This is a genomic window from Secundilactobacillus oryzae JCM 18671, assembly GCF_000740055.1.
Lineage (GTDB): Bacteria > Bacillota > Bacilli > Lactobacillales > Lactobacillaceae > Secundilactobacillus > Secundilactobacillus oryzae.
On sequence record NZ_BBJM01000006.1, the window covers coordinates 14557 to 32620 of the forward strand.

Genomic DNA, 18064 nt, shown 5'->3' on the forward strand with positions numbered 1-18064 from the left:
ACACAAAAAAACCAGTCGACAAACGTCGCACTGGTTTTCCTTCTGATAAATAATTGCTTATTTAACAGCATCCTTTAAAGCTTTACCTGGCTTGAATGCAGGTACTTTGCTTGATGGAATTTGGATTTCTTGTCCAGTTTGTGGGTTACGGCCCTTACGAGCTGCACGTTCACGAACCACAAAGTTACCAAAGCCGATTAATTGAACCTTTTCGCCCTTAGCTAAAGTTGATTGAACTGAACTGAATACTGCATCAACTGCAGCAGTTGCGTCCTTCTTTGTTAAACCAGTTGCTGAAGCAACATCGTTAACTAATTGTGCTTTGTTTGCCATGTCAATTTCACCTCCCCGAATATATTAGATGGAATTCCATCTAGCATTCATTCTTGAGTGGTCCAAAAATGATGAAGCAATAGCGGTTAACCCGGCATTGATTCTTTATCAAAGATAGCACAAGAAAGCTTGTCTGACAAGGTTTAAGAGCGCTTTCGGGTAGTTTTTTTTAATTGAAAAACCATTATGAATATTTATACGAAAAAACAGCCTCAAAGCGGCTGCTATCCGTATAAATACTATTTTCGTTGGCGCTCGATAATTCGGATTGGTGTTCCGGTAAAATCGAAATGCGCCCGAATTTGGTTTTCCAAAAATCGCTCATAAGAGAAATGCATCAATTCTGGATCATTGACGAAAACCACAAATGTTGGTGGCTGAACTGCCACTTGGGTCGTGTAGTAAATTCGAAGTCGTTTTTGATTAACCGTTGGCGTTGGATTCATAGCCACGGCATCCGTAATGACATCGTTCAAAGTTGCAGATTGAACTCGTTTAGAGTGGTTAGCCGCAACTTGTTTGATCAGTTCTGGTAACTTTTCCAATCGTTGGCCGGTCTTCGCCGAAACAAAAATCATGGGTGCGTAAGCCAAATACTGGAACTCTTCGCGAACGTGTACTTCAAAGTCGTGCAACGTGTGGTTGTCCTTTTTAAGGGTATCCCATTTGTTGACCACAATGATAATTCCCCGGCCGGCTTCATGGGCGTAACCCGCCACCTTCTTGTCTTGCTCACGAATTCCTTCTTCGGCATTCAGAACAAACAGGACGACATCCGAGTTATCGATGGCCTTCATAGCTCGCATCACACTATAACGTTCAGTGTTTTCGTAAACTTTACCCCGCTTCCGAATTCCGGCGGTATCCACCATCGTGAACTCATCGCCTTCTGGGGTGGTGAATGGCGTATCGATGGCGTCACGGGTGGTTCCGGCAATTCCCGAAACAATCACACGATCATCACCTAATAACGCATTGACGATTGAAGACTTTCCAACATTAGGACGACCGATTAAACTGAAACGAATGGTCTTATCGTCTTCTTCATTATCAATCGCTGGAAAAGCCTTTACTACGGCATCGAGTAAGTCACCTAATCCGATACCATGCGAGCCAGAAATTGGGAATGGATCGCCAAATCCAAGTGCGTAAAAATCAAAAATTTCTGACCGCATTTCAGGATTATCGACTTTGTTAACGGCTAAAATGACGGGTTTGTCACTCTTGTAAAGCAAGTGAGCAACGCGCTCATCAGCATCCGTCACCCCTTCTTTACCACTCACTAGGAAAATAATGACATCAGCTTCGTCAATTGCGACTTCAGCTTGTTCTTTAATTTGTTTTACGAAGGGTTCGTCCCCAATATCGATACCACCAGTATCAATTAAACTAAATTGGGTTCCCATCCATTCAGAATTGGCATAAATCCGATCCCGAGTAACACCGGGGGTATCTTCAACAATGGAGATTCGATCTCCCGCAATCCGGTTAAAAATAGTGGATTTTCCAACATTCGGACGCCCAACAATGGCAACTACAGGTTTGGCCATTTAATACACTCCTTTCGCGTTGCAATAAAAAAGGCGAGGCGAAAAATGACTTCGTCTCGGCCTTCGTGGCGAATTAACGCCTATTTTTCAGAATCATCATCATTTTTAAGTTGATCACCAATCAAATCACCTAAAGTAAAACCAGTATCTTCTTCAGGAGCATTGGCAGTTGAGCGTTCATTCACTTCGTTGTTGTTGCGACGTGAAGACTTGTTGCTCTTAGGAGCTTCGTTATCTTCAGAACCAGCTGGCTTTTCAATCAAGGCTTTGATTGAAAGTGCAAGACGGTGTTCCTCTGGGTGTACTTCAAGAACTTTGACGTTAACCGTTTGGCCTGTCTTAAGTACATCGTTAGGCGTTGCAATGTGTTCGTGCGCGATTTGAGAAATGTGCACAAGACCTTCCACACCTGGGAAGACTTCAACGAAAGCACCAAAGCTCGTCAAACGCTTAACAGTTCCTTCGAGCACAGCACCTTCAGGAGCCTTTTCTTCAATACCATCCCATGGTTCTGGAAGGGTTTGCTTGATTGAAAGTGAAATACGGTTACGTTCTTCATCAATTGAAAGAACCTTAACGTTAACCTTTTCGCCGACCTTCAAGACGTTAGAAGGCTTAGCAACACGTTCGAATGAAATCTCAGAAACGTGGACAAGACCGTCAACACCGCCAAGATCAACGAAAGCACCGAAGTCAGTTAAACGAGCAACTGTACCTTCAACAACTTCGCCAACCTTCAAGGTTTCCATGATCTTTTCGCGACTCTCAGCCTTTTGAGCTTCAACAATCGCACGGTGAGAAAGAATCAAACGGTTCTCGCTTGGTTCGATTTCAACGATCTTAAATTCAAGTGTTTGATCCTTGAATTGGTTCAAGTCTTCTACGAAGTGATCAGTAATCATTGATGCAGGTACGAAACCGCGTACACCGGCGTCAACAACTAAACCACCCTTAACAACTTGAGTAACTGGTGCAGTTAATGTGTGGCCTGCTTCGAATTCTTTTTGAATATCGTCCCAGATCTTACGTGCTGCAAGACGACGTACTGAGAGAAGGTAGCTTCCGCCTTCCTTATCGTTACCAATTCTTGAAATAACAACTAAATCAAGCTTGTCACCAACTTTAACGACATCCTTGATGTCATCAACTGGCTTAGTTGAAATTTCTTTTTGTGGAACGACACCTTCGATACCGGCGCCTTCAATTCCGACGATAGCTTGCTTGTCATCATCAATGGCAAGAACTTCACCCTTAACGACATCGCCAATTTTTACTTCTTCCACGCTGTTTAATGCATTTAATAAGTCTGCATTTTCATTGTTTTCACTCATGTGACTATTTCCTCCTCGCGACAACTCTACACACTATTTTATCCGAAAAAACGGATAAAAGCTAGTGGTATGCCTTTATCTCTTAATTATTTTATTTTTTTGGATGCGATTTCAATGATTTCATCAACCACTTGTTCGATTGACATTGGTGTTGTATCAACTTTAACGGCGTCTTTTGCCTGAGTCAACGGTGCAATCTTACGGTGTGAATCTTTGTAGTCGCGAGTCTCAATTTCTTGTTTGAGAACGTCTAACGGTGTGTGAATCCCCTTAGCTTCATTATCAGCAAATCGTCTTCTTGCACGTTCATCGACACTTGCAATCAAGAAAATTTTGACTTCGGCATTTGGTAAAACCGTTGTCCCAATATCACGACCATCCATCACAATGCCACCCTTGCTGGCAATTTCGCGTTGGCGGTTCGTCAATTCCTCACGAACACGACCCAAAGCGGCGACTGTCGAAACGTTATTGGTCACTTCTGGTTGACGAATGTCGTTGGTAACTTCTTGACCATCCAAGAAAACCTTTTGAACGGGTTCGCCAGGCTCAAAACCAATTTGCGTATCTGCCAATAACGTCATTAAGGCGTCTTCATCAGCAAAGTCAACGTTGGCTTTTAAAGCCTTTAAGGTTAAAACGCGGTACATTGCTCCCGTATCACAGTAGATAAAATTAAAGTGTTTAGCCACTAATTTTGCTACCGTACTCTTACCTGCAGATGCAGGTCCATCAATTGCGATTTGAATCTTACTATTTGCCATTTCTATCGAAGCTCCTAAACTGAATTTCTATTTAACTCTTAAACGTTGACCCGGTGCCAAAGTGGCATTTGATGATAATCCGTTTAGCTCTAATAACTTTTGAACGGTGATGCCATTATTCACAGCCACCCGGTAAATTCCCTGTCCAGCTTCCACAGTGGCATACTTTTTAGCACTTGAAGTTGTCTTTTTCGTGCTTGATTGCTTTTCCGAAGCAGCAGTAGAAGACTCAGCTGCCTTTGTGCTTTCAGAGCTGGACGTTGCTTTTTTTGTCGAGCTTGCCACCTTCGTAGAACTTGCAGCCTTAGTGCTGGAAGTCTTTGAACTAACGGCTTTAGAGCTAGAAGAAGCGGCCTTCTTGCTAGAGCTGCTCGAAGAAGCAACTTGAGCGGTATTATCCGCTGAATCAACCGTTTGGGGCTTATTCATAGCATTCTGTCTGGCCAAGCCAATGACCAAGGAAATGACCGCAATCAAGATGATAATGGTGACCAAAATGACCGTGATTAACGTATTGTTATGATTTCGCTTGTGGCGCTTGGTCCGTGATAAGTTACCCTGGTCATCCAGATCATCAGTAAAAGTCTGATCCCAAGGCTTACTTTCATGATTAGATGAGTGATCGTCGTTCTTTTGACTCATTTCGTTACCTCCCAAAATCTTTCAGCAATTATTGTACCATACGGTCTAATTGAATTGTTTAATTTTTAAGTAAGAAGAGTTGAGATAGAACCGTTTGCCAGTCAGTTGTCGATTCCTGATTATCTTGTGCAACCGAATTTTCAGGTAACTGCAACTGTTCAATCTGGTCAAGGGTCAAATCGTTACTACAACAAGTCTCATCATGCGGTTTCATCTTTGCCGCAAAGTGGCTGCCAATCATTTCCCGCTTACAACTGGACAATGTCGTGTAGCTCACCATTTCTCGAATGGCACGCTCTCGACTCATCCGCCGCTGGTCAAAGTAGTTGGCCAGTTCCGTCTCCGGATAGCCGTGATCGTGATAAAACTTCACCAATTGAAATTTATCGTCCTCTACGACTTCAAACCGTTTGGGACTACGATAAAACAGCTGCACCTCATCACGGGTTGGAATGGAATTTTCAGATAACGCTAACTGAATTTGTTCGTCATGCTTTTGATACAACAAAATGGCAATTCCGGGTTTCCCATCACGCCCCGCCCGACCAATTTCCTGCCAGTAATCCTCTAAGGTTGCCGGTACGTGGAAGTGAATCACGAACCGAATATCATTTTTATCGATTCCCATGCCAAACGCGCTCGTCGCACAAATGACTTGCAATTTATTGCTCATAAACTGTTGCTGAGTTTTAAAACGATCGTCACTAGAAAGATCTGCGTGATACGCCGCCACGCCAAACGGAAAGGTTTGATTCAAAACCTCAGCGACCTCGTTGGCCATTTTCTTGCTGGAGAAGTAGACAATACCAGGTTTCGGCAGTGCCTTGACAAAAGTTTTCAGCGTCGTTAATTTTTCTGCCTGTGACTCAACCGTCTTCGTGCCCAAGAATAAATTATCACGATCGATGCTCGTCACCACTTCATAGGCATCCGTTAAGCCCATCTTAGCCTTGATATCCGCTTTAATCTCCGGAGTTGCCGTCGCAGTTAACATGAGGGTTAACGGGCTGCCTAACGCCGTCCGTAGCTTGCCCAGTAAAAGGTACTCGGGTCGAAAATCAGGGCCCCAGGTGGAAATACAGTGCGCCTCATCGACAACCAGTAACCCCGGGTTCAAGCTTTTGATTCGAGCGAAAAGGCCGGGATTCGTCAGCATTTCCGGTGAAATGAATAGGTATTGATAGTCCATTAAGTGGGATTCAACATATGCCTTGTCCTGAGCCGAAAGCATTGACGTAAAAGCTACCGCCCGCTTCTCGCCGCGAAAGTTGAGACTGGCAACTTGATCTTGCATCAATGATAACAGTGGCGAAACCACCACGACGAGCCGCTGCGAGATTTTGCCATACAGCTCATAAATCAAAGATTTTCCGGCACCAGTCGGCAAAATGGCCAACGTATTTTTTTCATGAAACAAGGCCGTGAGCGATTCTGCTTGTCCTGCACGGAATTCAGTAAAGCCGGTCTGCTTTTCTAATTCTGCTAATAGCTGCTCATGCGTTATCAATTCGTCTTACTCCTTAAAATTTGGTAGAGTCGAAATTCAAAAAAACTGAGGGCGGGCATTTTGCTGTGGGCGCGTTCAAAGTCCCAATCGTCCAACGCCTGACTTTCAAAGATTTTATTCAAAGATGCTTGGGTTTCTTCATTGAGCAATCGGTCATAGGGAACGTCCTCAATCGGCAACAAAATTGCAGCCTCGAGCACATGTTCCCGTACCGTACTTTCCTTTAATCGGCGTGCCCGAATAATTTGGTCAAACGTCAGCCCCCGCTTAATTTCCGTCAGCGTTTGATACGCGCTTTCAGACAGTGGATTAATGGCTAACCCGGATAAAATCGGATAAAGGACACTCTCCTCATTTGCTTGAATCACGGGAATCATCCCCAATAGCAAGTCATCCTGGATTTCCGCAATCTGTGACGCCGGTCGTTCAAACTGTAGCGCCAACTGCTCGGTGGTTTCCCCCACCGTGTCGTGGCCCACAAATCGCTGTGCCAGCATCAAAGCCAATTGGTCATCCCCTAAATTACTCAAATAGGTCTCTAGCTCTGACTGAAAGGCTTCAACCGTATAATTATTTTGCTTGAACCACCGAAACCAGCTGCGGACAAATTGGAGATTATCTTGTGATACCTGTAACGGGTAATAGCGCCGATTACCATAGGAAAATTCCGAGACTACCTGAATCATCAAAAGGAGGCGCTCTTTAAAGCGCTGACCGTCAAATTGGCGGCCCACACCCAGAAATCGTGGCCGATAGTGCATCGGTGCCAGTTCAGTCAGTCGGCTTTGTCCCGCTGATGTCAAAACAAATTGCTGATTAGCGGGTGCCAGCTTCTCTTCGGCCAGTAATTGGTGAAAGAGGCCATCATAGTACTGACGGGAGAGTCGTTTTTCATAACCTAACCAGTCTAAGATGCCATAACGCATCCCCCAGAACAGTGTCGAGACGGTACGGCGGCCTTTTAATACATTTTCAATGACACGTTGCCTACGTGGCTGCTCAGCAGACAGCAAGCTTAGGAGCCGGAATTCATCCAAATCATTTCCCACCTTAGTTTTCGTTAATCATCATTATAATACGGAACCACTAAAAAAGAGACCCAATGCATGCGGCCTCTTTGAAATAAATTACGAAATTAAAGGTTAATGTTGCCTTGCTTGTTCAACCAACGCTTCATTTGAGCGACGATAATCCAGAAAACAGCGCCGACAACGACCCCTTTGATCAAGTTAAATGGTACAACACCGATCAAGACGAGCTTAGCGAAGGACATTGGCATCGTCATCCCTAGTAACTGCGTATAAACTGGCAGCAACACGAATAGGTTGGCAACCGACATGATAATAGTAAGTGAAACCGTGCCGGCTAAAATAGCTAATGGCAATTTCTTGGCAATTGAAGCATGCTGCATATGACGTAATACTGCAGCAATTGGTAATAAGAAGCCAACACTAGCCGCAAAGGATGCCAGAATGCCAATCAAATTGATGACGTCGACCCCGGTGAGTAACCAATAAAGGAACCCCTTTATGGCGGCAATTAAAATCCCACCAACTGGGCCAAAGATAATGGCACCAATCAAAATTGGTAAATCTGAAAAATCAATTTTCATCCACGGTGCGAACGGGATGATGGGAAATGAGATGTACATCAGAACAAATGAAATCCCCGAAAAAAGTGACATGCCGGCAATTTGCCGAATGTTGTAATGTGACTGACTACGTTCCATGATGGAAGCCTCCTGTAGTTGGTCATCTTGCAGCGAGCATTACTCAAGCAACAAAATAGACCACACCAATAGGAAGATTGGTATGGTCTTTAAAATGCGACTTAAATAACTAATCTTCTATATACCAGACTGTACTGTCGGTACTGGAATTACACCAGTTCAACTAGCTAATGCTAGGTCGCGGACTTTAACCACCGGTCGGGAATTTCACCCTGCCCTGAAGATGAACCTATTAAATTTTTATTACCCTATTATCATAGCGGACAACTTACTAAAAATCAACTAAAAATATTTAGAGTGCAACTTCCTTCTTAAGGCGCTTAACCTCTTCTGGTTTCAAGCGACGCCATTCACCAGGTTGTAAGCCTTCAAGTTGTAGAAAGGCATAAGTCTCCCGTTTCAGTTTTTCAACTGGATGATTAATCGCTTGGAGCATCTTCTTCACTTGATGATTCTTACCTTCGTGAATGGTTAAGGAAACAATGGCCCGTTGCTTTGGTTTATCAACGGAAAGGACCTTCACCTTTGCTGGTGAGGCAGTAAAGTCATTGTCGACTTTAACCCCCATCCGAATTTGCTTGAGCTCATCGTTAGTTGGAATACCCGAGACCTTAGCCACATAAGTTTTTTCAACTTCATACTTGGGGTGCGTTAAGCGATTAGCTAATTCACCGTCGTTAGTGAGTAATAAGGCCCCCGTCGTATCATAATCAAGTCGACCAACCGGGTAAACGCGTTCCTTGATCTCTTCATCGAGTAAATCCACCACCGTATCCCGTGACTTATCGTCAGAGACCGTTGAGATGACGTTTTTTGGCTTATACATCAAAATATAGACTGGTGCCTCGTTTGAGAGTGGCACGCCATCCACCACGATAATATCGTGAACGGAAACCTTGGTCCCCAACTCGACAACCGTTTCACCGTTGACTTGGACCCGGCCAGAAGCGATTAATTCCTCTGATTTACGGCGTGACGCAATCCCGGCGTGTGCAATTACTTTTTGTAGTCTTTCCATGAACTATTTTTCTCCTGATTCCCATTGTTTGTTAAACAGATTTAGTAGCATATCGCTATTTGCCGCGTCGGATTCCTCTGATTCGGTTTTGAGCGGTGGTAATTCTTTAAGCGTCTTTAAGCCAAAATAATTTAAAAATTCTGCAGTGGTCTTATAAATAATGGGACGTCCCGGTTCATCCGCCCGACCAGCATCCTCAATCAACTGGCGTAGTACCAGCTTTTGGATTGTCGACGAGCTTTGAACGCCGCGGATTTCATCCACTTCAATTCGAGTGATCGGTTGTTTATAAGCAATGATGGCTAATACCTCTAAAGATGCCCGCGATAAACTGGTCGTGTATGGCGATTCAAAATACTTCTTGAGCGTTGGAGCCAAATCGGTCTTCGTCGCCAAACGGTAAACATCCCCGTTGACCATAATCGTGAACGGACAGTCATTATCTTGCTCATACTGTTCTTTCAGTGTTGCAATCATTTCATGAATGGCTGGCTTCATGAAATTGGTTAAACTGGCTAATTCGCCTAAATCAATGCCCTCATCTCCACTCACAAAGAGCAGACCGGCCACCTGTTGTAAATTCGACGTCATAACGCGGCTTCCTCCAATTGCTTATTATTATTATAAACGAGCTTAATTGCATCGAATTGATACCGCTGATCAATTCGCAAATCACGATGCTTAGCCAGTTCAAGAATCGACAGGAACGTCGCAACTAGCTCACCCACCTGACGATGATCGACAAATAGGTCCTCAAAGTACATTGGCCCAGAGCTAGGTGTCAGTACCGACATCACAAATTTCATTTGTTCCTCTACCGTATACCGATCAGCATGAATTTGTTGTACTTCATTTGCTTCGGTCCGCTTACTGAGTAATTTAAGCAGGGCTTTTTGCAAGTCAGTGGTTGTTAAGCCAGGCGCTAGCTTCATCGTATCCGCATCAGCCGGTAACTCTGATTCTGAACGTGTAAACTGCTGCTGACGCACTGCTTCGTACTCTCGAAGCTTCTCAGCCGCTTCCTTGTACTTCTTATACTCAATCAATTGGTTCACCAAGTCATCTCGGGGATCTTCAACCTCGACCTCAGCCGCTTCTGGTTCTACCCGTGATGGTAACAAGGTACGCGCCTTAATCTTCATTAAGGTTGCTGCCATGACAAAGTATTCACCCGCCACGTCCAATTGATTGGCCTCCATTTGGTTGAGGTAGGTCATGTACTGTGAAGTAATATCGACGATGGGGATGTCATAGATGGAAACCTCCGACACCCGAATGAGGTGTAAGAGTAAATCCAGTGGGCCCTCAAAGTCATTAATTTTAATGGTGAGTTCGTTATCTGCCATATTGCTTCTCCCACTTCTCAACGATTGCTGTCGTCTCTAAAGTCCCCATGATGCGGTTCTCTGGAAACGCGCGGTTTAATTCGTCCAGCATTTTCAAGGAGTTCGCTTGCTGACGAGCTTGAGGTGCCAAGGCAATCAGGCGCAGAATTAAAAAATTGGTCTTCTGCTCGACACCTGCAATGCCAATGATGTCGTTGTCTTCATCTTTATATAAAAATAGCTCCCGGCTGTCCGCTTGCTTATACCACTCGAGTTCTGCGGTAACCTGATGAATGTCCTTAAAATCAGGAATCAATGAGAGTAATCCCATCGCCACTTTCTCGTAGTCACTACGATATTTTAAGAGCATTTCAACTTCCTCCTCTTAGCACAATCAAAACTATCTAACTGCGTTTTGACCGTGTAAACGTAATCACATCATAATTGTTCCCAAATACTTTTGTCAATATCCCATTATAACGCGAATTAAGCACGGGGATGGTACTTTCGGTAAACATCCGTCATTCGCTTTTTCGAGATATGCGTATAAATCTGGGTCGTCGAAATATCGGCATGGCCCAGTAGCTCTTGTAGGATTCGTAAATCCGCTCCATTTTCTAAAATATGCGTTGCAAATGAATGCCTCAGCGTATGAGGAGTGACATCCTTTTTAATTCCCGCCAAAGCGACATATTGCTTGAGCTTTTTCCAAATACTTTGACGACTGAGGCCTGACCCATGAGCATTAAGGAACACTTCGACCGCCTGACGATTCTTCAGCAATTGTGGGCGACTTTCACTGATGTAGCGATTTAACCACTCAATTGCGACATCACCAATCGGCATAATCCGTTCTTTGTTTCCCTTACCCACCGTTTGAATTAAACCCATTTCGAGGTGTAAGTCGTCCATTTTCAAATGAACCAGCTCGCTAACCCGTAAACCAGTTGCGTACATCGTTTCCAAAATGGCACGATCGCGGCAACCGTACTTCGTGCTCACATCTGGTGCTGCCAATAACCGATCGACTTCATCGACGGTTAGGACTTGAGGCAGTGTTTGAGCATGTTTCGGTGCATCCACTTGTGCCATCGGATTTTCGGTCAGCTGCTTTTCTTGCATTAGATAACGAAAAAACCGTCTCAACGTCGAGACGGCATGAATCACCGAATTTCGGGCCTGATGTTGTTGATTCTTGGATTGCAAAAAATCCAATATCACGAATCGATCGACGTCGTGAAGGTCCGAAATATTTTTCTGAGTTAAAAAGGCAACGAATTCTTTTAAATCTTGCCGGTAACTAATAATCGTATTGCGAGATAAGCCCCGCTCAACTTGACTGTAGTGGAGGTAATCCGCAATTTGTGTTTCGATTTCCATAGGTGATGCACCTCACGTTACTCGTGTTGTTCTCCTGCTTCGAGGAGAACAATGTTTAATTCGCTTTGTGACACTAACCGTTGCTTCAAAAGGCGTCCGAGTGCCCGCTTAAATTGCCCCTTACTGATACCAAAGTAGGCCTTAATCTCAGCCGGGTCACTCTTATCAGTAAATGGCAGCTGATGGTCATCTGCGTGCTTCAGGGAAGCTAAAATCATTTCGGCATCTTCACCAATAGCTTCATAGGCTCGGGGTTTCATCGATAGGTTCAATGAGCCGTCTGGATGAATACCAATGACACGCGCATGAACTTCCTGACCCAAACGAGGTTCTTCATCCCGCTCATTTGGATGAACGAAGCCCAGGTGGTAATCACTCGTGATCACCTTAGTTCCCGCTAACTTCAAACGGTAAACCGTAGCGGTCACGTCCTTGTTCGTCATCCGCTTATCGGCCGGTTGCGAAATAGCATCAAAAATTGTTTCATCGGCTAATTCACCCCAGATTCGGTTTTTCTTATCTACTTTTAGTGAAATTAACAAACGGTCACCGGTTTGAGGCCAGAGCGTGTTAATCGTGGGTAAGTCATCCAGTGAAACGGCAATGTCTTTGTTTGGTAACCCAATATCGACGAAAACTCCTAGGCGACGTTGGGAGCGGACAACCGTCCCAAAATCGTAATGGCCCACTTGGACCTTGGGTGCGTTTCTGGTGATTTGAAATTTATGGGATTCATTTTCGTACGTAAAGCCAGAAAATTGGCTCCCTAATTTCAGTGGTTTTAAGATTTCGGTTTTATCCAACTGGAAGGTTTCCCCATTCACTTGGACGAAGTAATACTTCTCGTTCTCGTCGGTTACCTTACCCTGAATAATCCGACCTAATAACTCGTTCATCTAGATTCCTCGTTTCTTATCTTCTCGGTTAGTTCTTGCAGTGCCTTATTTTACACGTATTCACTCGAATAAGCGAGTGGGAAATGGGAGAAGGCCTAATTGTAAGGACAATTGACGGCACGAAAAAAAGCCCATGAGCAAAATCGAAATTTTGTCACAGACTTTTCGTCAATTGTTTAAAGATTAAAGGGCGTTTGAAGCACCGTGATAAACGATACCGCGACGTGAGTCAACCGTAATCAATTCACCGTCAGAAATCTTTTCAGTAGCTGATGTAGCGCCAACGATAACTGGAATTCCCATTGAAATGCCAACAACCGCAGCGTGTGAAGTCAAGCCACCGTTTTCAACAACAACGGCACTAGACTTTTCAATAGCTGGCAAGTAATCCTTGTCAGTGTTCTTAGTGATCAAAATGCCACCTTCAACGGCTTTGCTGTTAGCTTCGTCAGCTGAGTTAGCAATAACGGCTTTACCAATGACAGTTTGGTCGCCGACACCTTGGCCTTGAACCAACTTTGAACCGATCAATTGGATCTTCATCAAGTTAGTTGTACCGCGTTCGCCAACAGGCACACCGGCAGTAATCAAGATCAAGTCGCCTTCTTTAGCTAAGCCAGACTCAACAGCCTTAGCAGCAGCTAAATCAAACATTTCATCAGTGTTTGATGGCTTTTCAACAACCATTGGGTAAACACCCCAGTTGACCATCAAACCACGACGAGTACGGTCATCAAATGTAATGGCAAGAATGTCAGCATCTGGACGGTACTTAGAAATCATACGAGCAGTGTAACCAGAAGAAGTAGCTGCAACGATTGTCTTAACGCCCAATGACTTAGCAACACGGGCTACAGAAGCACCGATTGATTCAGTCACGTCACCGTTGATTTCAGCGATGTCAGCAACACCGAAGTTACGAAGTGCGTTTTCAGCCTTAACATCGATACGAGCCATAGTTGCAACGGCTTCAACTGGGTATTCACCGTTAGCACTTTCACCAGAAAGCATCGTAGCGTCAGTACCGTCAAATACGGCGTTGGCAACGTCAGAAGCTTCGGCACGTGTAGGACGTGGGTTTTCTTGCATTGAGTCTAACATTTGGGTAGCAGTAATAACTGGCTTACCTAATTGGTTACACTTACGGATCAATGTCTTTTGTACCAAAGGCACGTTTTCAGTTGGAATTTCAACACCCATGTCACCACGAGCAACCATCAAACCATCTGAAACCTTGATGATATCATCAAAGTTGTTGATACCTTCTTGTGATTCAATCTTAGGGAAGATTTGAACATGTTCCATGTTCTTTTCCTCTAATAACTTATGAATATCAAGCACATCTTGTGGCTTACGTACGAATGACGCAGCGATGAAGTTGATGTCATGATCCAAACCAAAACGAATATCGCTTGAGTCTTTTTCAGTGATACCAGGAAGGTTGATAGAAACACCAGGTGCGTTAACACCCTTACGTGAACCTAAACGACCATCGTTTTGAACAGTAACAACTAATTCGCGGTTGGCTTCGTCCTTTTCGTCGATAAGCATGTCAAGCAAGCCATCATCGAATAAAACGTGTCCACCAACTTGAACGTCATCAAAAAGGCCAGGATAAGTAACAGCAATCTTTTCCTTAGTTCCTTCTAATGATTCGTCCATTGAAATCCGAAGTTGGTCACCAGTGTTGAATTGGATCTTACCTTCTTTTTGAACGGTCGTCCGAATTTCTGCACCTTTAGTATCGAGCATAAGACCAACTGTCTTACCAGTAATCTTTTCTGCTTCGTGTACCTTTTCAATACGGTCTAGGTGTTCTGCGTGATCACCATGTGAAAAGTTAAAACGGAAAACATTTGCACCAGATTCGATTAACTTAACAATAATGTTAACATCGGTGCTGGCAGGACCAAGGGTACTTACGATCTTGGTTTTCTTCATAAGAATTATCTCTCCTTTAAGTTAAGTATTACATCCCACTTGTAGGAACGATAAGTAGGAGGTCATACTTTTTTGATTCCGTTAGTATTCTAGCACTTTTAAAATGGGTTGTCTTTACCCTTTGTCTGATATTTCTCAAGTAACCGGTTTCATTTCAGAAAAATAAAAAATCCACATTATTTTCTAACGAATGTGGATTGAATTGTTGATTATTTTTCCTGTAACACGACATTGTTGGCACCCAAAAGCGTCACAAGTTGGTCCTTGAGGTCCGAAGCATCGGATAGCCACAGTTTTTGGTTCAAAAGCTGCTTCTCTTCGGTGACCGGCCGGTAAAGAATGACCGGTATTGATCCCGGAAACTGCCGTAAAATAGCAATCATCTCATCCCTCACCTCTTGATTATCATGGACCTCATCCATCCGGATAAACCAGCGAGAGGTTGATTTTTTCTCAGCTGGTTTCGTAACCGATTGACTCGGCAGCTGAACTTCACTAGCTAATTGAACTTGGTCGGCCACGATTTGAATCTCTCGTTGCTTTTCGACCTTTCCACGTACAACGATTACCTGTTCCTTAGTCAGCCAATCCGCCAGGTTCCGATACGTATTCGGAAAAATGGTGATACTAATTTCGCCAGTCAAATCTTCACCGGTCACGAACGCCATTTGATCACCACGCTTGGTCCGGATCACTTTGACTCGTTTGACATATACGAGAATGGTGCATGGTTTATTCAAAAAAAGGTCGCTCACCGCGGTCACGTTTAGTGCTTTAGCTAAATCTCGATACTCTTCAACAGGATGGCCAGATAAGTAGGCGCCTAACACCTGTTCTTCTTTATCTAATTTTTCAGAAAGTGATAAATCGGGTAATGGTCGAACCTTAGGCGCTAACTCTTCAAAGAGTTCAAGGCTTCCCCCACTAAGTTCAACACTACTTAAGAACTCGGGTAAAGCGTTAATCAGCTCGGCTCGGTTGGCCCCCAATGAGTCAAACACTCCCGCATAAATCAAATTTTCAATTAACTCCTGCTTTTGCCACTTACTACCGATGCGCATCAAGAACTCGTAAAAACTATTGAATCTGCCTTTTTCCCGCCGTTCCTCCAGCAGGTCCCGAAGAAAATCACGGCGAACTCCTTTGATTGAAGCCAAACCAAAGCGAATTTGGTCATCCTTAGCTTGATAGTAGGCGCTACTTTGATTAATGTCGGGTGACACCACCTGGACCTCATGCTGTTTAGCTTCCATCAAATAAACTTTAGTTTTGGCTGGATTATTCATCACCGAATTCAACAGTGCGGCATAGAAAGCCGTTTGATAGTGGACTTTCAAGTAGGCCATCTCAAACGCCATTTTACTATAGGCGACCGCATGCGACCGGTTAAACCCATAATTAGCAAATCGGTCAATATAATCAAACGTTTTCTCAGCAACTGCAGACGAATAACCCAGCTTGGCAGCCCCCGCCATGAACTTTTCCTTCATGGCATCCATCGTGGCTTTCTTTTTCTTACTCATAGCTCGGCGGAGCAAATCAGCTTCTCCAAGACTGAAGCCGGCCATCTTAGACGCCACCTGCATAACTTGTTCTTGGTAGACAATGATGCCGTAAGTATTAGCTAAAATGGGTTTCAACGAATCATCTGGATAAGTGACGGGTTCCTGACCATTTTTACGCTTAATAAAGTTATCGATATTATCCATTGGGCCGGGACGATACAACGCGTTCACGGCCGCAACCAGTTCAAAGCTGTCCGGTTTTAGTCGTTTTAAGACGCCCTTAATTCCGTTCGATTCAAATTGGAAAACGCCGTTCGTATCTCCCTTTGCAAACGCAGCTAACGTTGCAGAATCGCTGAGATCAACATTTTGAACGTTAAAAGCAGGATACCCCTGTCGCTTAATCGTTTGCAGGGCATCCGCCATGATACCAAGGTTACGTAGCCCTAGAAAATCCATCTTCAGCAGTCCCACCCGCTCGACAATGTCCTTAGCGTATTGGGTCATCATCATGGTTTCGGAACCACTTTGCAGTGGCACTAGATCAACGAGTGGTTCATCGCTTAACACAATTCCAGCCGCATGAGTCGAATAGTGACGAGGTAAGCCTTCCAGCTTACTAGCCGTTTCAAACAGCGTCTTATTGACTTCACTATCACTAATTAGATTCTTCAATTTTTGCGACTGGTTGAGCGCTTCTTTCAAACTAACGTGGAGGACACTTGGAATTGCCCGGCTCCACTCGGCTAGCTCAGTTGTCGATAAACCAAAGACTCGGCCAACGTCTCGAATAGCTTGTTTAGCCGCCAACGTCCCAAAGGTAATAATTTGGGCCACTTTTTGGTGCCCGTATTTTTGGTGAACGTATTCCAGAATCTCCTCCCGACGATTGTCGGGGATGTCCAGATCAATATCCGGCATCTGAGCGCGCTCTTCGTTCAAAAACCGTTCGAACAGTAAGTCGTACTCTAACGGATCAACATCCGTGATATTCAAAACGTACGCGACCAGCGACCCGGCAGCAGACCCCCGACCAGGTCCGGTAGTGACACCAGTTTCGTGTGCGTGACGAATAACATCCCAAATAATAAGGAAATAATCGTCGAAGCCCATTTTATTAATGACTCCCAGCTCTCGTGATAACCGTTGCTCATAATCAGCCGTTTTGTGCTGATGAGGCCGGTCCGCAAGGCGTTTTTTCAAGCCAATTTGGCACTGTTCTAGCAAAAAGGCTTGGCTAGATGTCCCGTTTGACGTTTGAAACTTAGGTAATCGTGGTTGTTGGAACTTTAGTGTGACGTTACTAGCTTCAGCGATTTTGCTGGTGTTTTGCGCTGCTTCACGCAAGTTAGCTTCAACAAACGCTGATTCAAACTCCGCAGCGGGCTTAAGCCAATGTTCCCCATTTTTTTGAGTAAGTTGACCAATGTTGCTAATTGTTTCGCCATCCTTAATTGCCCGTAGCACTTCAATACTAAAGTGATCGGTCGCATCAAGGTAATTGACCCGTGGTAAGGCAACTAGTTGAATGCGATAGTCTGCGGCGATTTTAGCAAGCAAATCACGATAAGCCAATGAATCAGTCACATCAACGCCAGCATAGAGGCTATCGGTATCAATCACGGCTTTTATCTCTGTTATGAGCTGGTCGATCTGCTCGGTATTGCGGTTCATCACCAGATCGTTTAATTCTGAATCATTAGGCATAATGTAGAATAACCCAGTCAAATAAGGTGCAATTTGCTTAAAGGTTAGTGTGTCGCCAATCGTATTTTTGAGCGTCGTCAGCTTCATTAAGTTCTGGTAACCGACATTGGTTTTGGCAATTAAAATTGTTGAATAAGTTTTATCAAAATTAAGGCTGCCCTGCAGCGTTAGGCGAAGACCGATGAGTGGCTTAATTCCATTTTTTAAACAGGCGTTATAAAAATCGACGGCCCCGTACATGACTTGATTATCGGTCAAGGCGATGGCCTGGTAGCCCCGGGCTTTAGCGGTGCTCACCAATTGGTCGATTGTGGTGGTACTTTGGAGTAAACTAAAGGTGCTAATAACTTGCAATGGAACAAAGCTCATTTCCCTCATCCTTTCTGTTGCCATTATACCAAACCCATCCCCAAACGTTTTGGTAAATATAGAATTG

Annotated in this window: 16 protein-coding genes and 1 riboswitch; all 16 genes read right to left on the reverse strand. The window is 44.3% G+C overall.

The features are described from left to right. Positions 1 to 57 precede the first annotated feature (57 nt). The gene (hbs, locus tag LOSG293_RS02575) at positions 58 to 333 is read right to left on the reverse strand and encodes a non-specific DNA-binding protein Hbs (protein ID WP_034526693.1); all 276 of its coding nucleotides are present in this window, start codon (positions 331 to 333) and stop codon (positions 58 to 60) included. Between the two features lie 239 nt (positions 334 to 572). After that, positions 573 to 1883: a ribosome biogenesis GTPase Der gene (gene der / locus LOSG293_RS02580; RefSeq protein WP_034526695.1), complete on the reverse strand. Its 1311-nt coding sequence runs from the start codon at positions 1881 to 1883 to the stop codon at positions 573 to 575. Between the two features lie 80 nt (positions 1884 to 1963). Further along, positions 1964 to 3214 carry a 30S ribosomal protein S1 gene (gene rpsA, locus LOSG293_RS02585; RefSeq protein ID WP_034526697.1) on the reverse strand — a complete coding sequence of 417 codons (1251 nt, stop codon included), beginning with the start codon at positions 3212 to 3214 and terminating at the stop codon, positions 1964 to 1966. 86 nt (positions 3215 to 3300) lie between these two features. Beyond that, on the reverse strand, positions 3301 to 3978 hold the full coding sequence (gene cmk, locus LOSG293_RS02590; RefSeq protein ID WP_034526699.1) for a (d)CMP kinase: 678 nt from the start codon (positions 3976 to 3978) through the stop codon (positions 3301 to 3303). A 27-nt stretch (positions 3979 to 4005) separates the two neighbouring features. Continuing rightward, positions 4006 to 4620, reverse strand: a complete 615-nt coding sequence (locus tag LOSG293_RS02595; protein ID WP_034526702.1) for a LysM peptidoglycan-binding domain-containing protein — start codon at positions 4618 to 4620, stop codon at positions 4006 to 4008. Positions 4621 to 4678: 58 nt separating this feature from the next. Beyond that, on the reverse strand, positions 4679 to 6127 hold the full coding sequence (locus LOSG293_RS02600; protein WP_034526704.1) for a RecQ family ATP-dependent DNA helicase: 1449 nt from the start codon (positions 6125 to 6127) through the stop codon (positions 4679 to 4681). After that, positions 6124 to 7164, reverse strand: coding sequence for a helix-turn-helix domain-containing protein (locus LOSG293_RS02605; protein WP_034526705.1), 1041 nt, complete (start codon positions 7162 to 7164; stop codon positions 6124 to 6126). The genes LOSG293_RS02600 and LOSG293_RS02605 overlap by 4 nt, the downstream gene beginning before the upstream one ends. Before the next feature lie 98 nt (positions 7165 to 7262). Continuing rightward, the gene (locus LOSG293_RS02610) at positions 7263 to 7856 is read right to left on the reverse strand and encodes an ECF transporter S component (RefSeq protein WP_034526707.1); all 594 of its coding nucleotides are present in this window, start codon (positions 7854 to 7856) and stop codon (positions 7263 to 7265) included. 108 nt (positions 7857 to 7964) lie between these two features. Next, positions 7965 to 8085: riboswitch (FMN riboswitch) on the reverse strand. Between the two features lie 63 nt (positions 8086 to 8148). Next, the gene (locus LOSG293_RS02615) at positions 8149 to 8874 is read right to left on the reverse strand and encodes a pseudouridine synthase (protein WP_034526709.1); all 726 of its coding nucleotides are present in this window, start codon (positions 8872 to 8874) and stop codon (positions 8149 to 8151) included. 3 nt (positions 8875 to 8877) lie between these two features. After that, the gene (gene scpB, locus LOSG293_RS02620) at positions 8878 to 9465 is read right to left on the reverse strand and encodes an SMC-Scp complex subunit ScpB (RefSeq protein ID WP_034526711.1); all 588 of its coding nucleotides are present in this window, start codon (positions 9463 to 9465) and stop codon (positions 8878 to 8880) included. Next, positions 9462 to 10220: a segregation and condensation protein A gene (locus tag LOSG293_RS02625; RefSeq protein WP_034526714.1), complete on the reverse strand. Its 759-nt coding sequence runs from the start codon at positions 10218 to 10220 to the stop codon at positions 9462 to 9464. The genes scpB and LOSG293_RS02625 overlap by 4 nt, the downstream gene beginning before the upstream one ends. Continuing rightward, on the reverse strand, positions 10210 to 10569 hold the full coding sequence (locus tag LOSG293_RS02630; RefSeq protein WP_034526715.1) for a hypothetical protein: 360 nt from the start codon (positions 10567 to 10569) through the stop codon (positions 10210 to 10212). Before LOSG293_RS02630 ends, LOSG293_RS02625 begins: the two co-directional genes overlap by 11 nt. A gap of 116 nt (positions 10570 to 10685) precedes the next feature. Beyond that, positions 10686 to 11579, reverse strand: a complete 894-nt coding sequence (xerD, locus tag LOSG293_RS02635; RefSeq protein WP_034526717.1) for a site-specific tyrosine recombinase XerD — start codon at positions 11577 to 11579, stop codon at positions 10686 to 10688. 17 nt (positions 11580 to 11596) lie between these two features. Further along, the gene (locus LOSG293_RS02640; protein WP_034526719.1) at positions 11597 to 12475 is read right to left on the reverse strand and encodes a CvfB family protein; all 879 of its coding nucleotides are present in this window, start codon (positions 12473 to 12475) and stop codon (positions 11597 to 11599) included. A 183-nt stretch (positions 12476 to 12658) separates the two neighbouring features. Further along, entirely contained in the window at positions 12659 to 14416 is a 1758-nt protein-coding gene (gene pyk / locus LOSG293_RS02645) for a pyruvate kinase (protein ID WP_034526721.1), read from the reverse strand. A 209-nt stretch (positions 14417 to 14625) separates the two neighbouring features. Continuing rightward, positions 14626 to 17997 carry a DNA polymerase III subunit alpha gene (gene dnaE, locus LOSG293_RS02650; RefSeq protein ID WP_034526723.1) on the reverse strand — a complete coding sequence of 1124 codons (3372 nt, stop codon included), beginning with the start codon at positions 17995 to 17997 and terminating at the stop codon, positions 14626 to 14628. Between the last annotated feature and the right edge of the window lie 67 nt (positions 17998 to 18064).

Excerpts from the sequence above, each read along its gene's own strand:
- der (WP_034526695.1), bottom strand. The coding sequence starts at position 1,883 with ATGGCCAAACCTGTAGTTGCCATTGTTGGGCGTCCGAATGTTGGAAAA.
- xerD (WP_034526717.1), bottom strand. The coding sequence starts at position 11,579 with ATGGAAATCGAAACACAAATTGCGGATTACCTCCACTACAGTCAAGTT.
- LOSG293_RS02595 (WP_034526702.1), bottom strand. The coding sequence starts at position 4,620 with ATGAGTCAAAAGAACGACGATCACTCATCTAATCATGAAAGTAAGCCT.
- hbs (WP_034526693.1), bottom strand. The coding sequence starts at position 333 with ATGGCAAACAAAGCACAATTAGTTAACGATGTTGCTTCAGCAACTGGT.
- LOSG293_RS02630 (WP_034526715.1), bottom strand. The coding sequence starts at position 10,569 with ATGCTCTTAAAATATCGTAGTGACTACGAGAAAGTGGCGATGGGATTA.
- scpB (WP_034526711.1), bottom strand. The coding sequence starts at position 9,465 with ATGACGTCGAATTTACAACAGGTGGCCGGTCTGCTCTTTGTGAGTGGA.
- LOSG293_RS02625 (WP_034526714.1), bottom strand. The coding sequence starts at position 10,220 with ATGGCAGATAACGAACTCACCATTAAAATTAATGACTTTGAGGGCCCA.
- pyk (WP_034526721.1), bottom strand. The coding sequence starts at position 14,416 with ATGAAGAAAACCAAGATCGTAAGTACCCTTGGTCCTGCCAGCACCGAT.
- LOSG293_RS02615 (WP_034526709.1), bottom strand. The coding sequence starts at position 8,874 with ATGGAAAGACTACAAAAAGTAATTGCACACGCCGGGATTGCGTCACGC.
- cmk (WP_034526699.1), bottom strand. The coding sequence starts at position 3,978 with ATGGCAAATAGTAAGATTCAAATCGCAATTGATGGACCTGCATCTGCA.
- LOSG293_RS02640 (WP_034526719.1), bottom strand. The coding sequence starts at position 12,475 with ATGAACGAGTTATTAGGTCGGATTATTCAGGGTAAGGTAACCGACGAG.
- LOSG293_RS02610 (WP_034526707.1), bottom strand. The coding sequence starts at position 7,856 with ATGGAACGTAGTCAGTCACATTACAACATTCGGCAAATTGCCGGCATG.
- rpsA (WP_034526697.1), bottom strand. The coding sequence starts at position 3,214 with ATGAGTGAAAACAATGAAAATGCAGACTTATTAAATGCATTAAACAGC.
- dnaE (WP_034526723.1), bottom strand. The coding sequence starts at position 17,997 with ATGAGCTTTGTTCCATTGCAAGTTATTAGCACCTTTAGTTTACTCCAA.